Source organism: Mesorhizobium sp. M7A.F.Ca.CA.002.05.1.1 (assembly GCF_003998335.1).
Lineage (GTDB): Bacteria > Pseudomonadota > Alphaproteobacteria > Rhizobiales > Rhizobiaceae > Mesorhizobium.
The window spans coordinates 1-892 of the sequence record NZ_RZQI01001427.1; the positions used below are offsets into that span (position 1 = coordinate 1).

The 892-nt window shown below is 61.9% G+C and carries 2 protein-coding genes; both read left to right on the plus strand.

The features are described 5' to 3' along the window. Positions 1-302, plus strand: a 302-nt coding sequence (locus tag EN939_RS36100; RefSeq protein WP_206528455.1) for an MlaE family ABC transporter permease, incomplete at its 5' end; no start/stop codon positions are given. A gap of 1 nt (position 303) precedes the next feature. Then, the coding region (locus EN939_RS36105; RefSeq protein ID WP_127272051.1) for an ABC transporter ATP-binding protein at positions 304-892 on the plus strand (589 nt) is incomplete at its 3' end.

An 892-nucleotide genomic window follows, 5' to 3' on the forward strand; every position in this document is an offset into this window, starting at 1 on the left:
CCAATTTCGCCGCACTCGGCGGCGGCATACTGGCTGCCTGGCTCTATTCCGACATCCCGCCCGCCGCCTTCATCGACCGGTTGCGCGTCGCCATCGATCTCAGCACCATCTTTGCCGGCCTGATCAAGGCGCCGTTCATGGCCATGATCATCGGCACGATTGCCTCGGTCGAAGGCATGAAGGTCGGCGGCAGCGCCGAATCGCTCGGCCAGCATGTTACCGCTTCGGTTGTGAAGTCGATCTTCGTCGTCATCATCCTCGACGGACTTTTTGCCATGTTCTACGCAGCGATCGAGTTCTGAGATGAACCTGCGAAACAGGAAAAGGGCGGGCGCATTGGCGGATGAGGCGGGTGAGGGCGACATCGTGCTATCCGCGCACGACATCAGCGTGTCCTTCGCCGACAAGCTTATCCTCGACAGACTGTCGCTCGACATAAGGCGCGGCGAAATCCTTGGATTTGTCGGCGCCTCGGGTGCTGGTAAATCCGTTCTGCTGCGCACCATTCTCGGCCTGACGCGCAAGCAGTCGGGTACGATCAAGCTGTTCGGCGTCGATGTCGAGAAAGCTGATGATGCCGAGCGTCTGCGCATCGACATGCGACTTGGCGTGCTGTTCCAGCACGGCGCGTTGTTCTCGGCGCTGACAGTGCAGGAAAACGTCCAGGTGCCGATGCGCGAATATCTCGACCTGCCGCGAAAGCTGATGGACGAACTGGCGATGCTCAAGATCGAGCTGGTCGGGCTGCCGCCCGATGCAGCGCAGAAATTCCCGTCCGAACTGTCCGGCGGCATGATCAAGCGCGCCGCGCTGGCCCGGGCGCTGGCGCTCGATCCCGACATCGTCTTCCTCGACGAGCCGACATCGGGCCTCGATCCGATCAGCGCGGCGG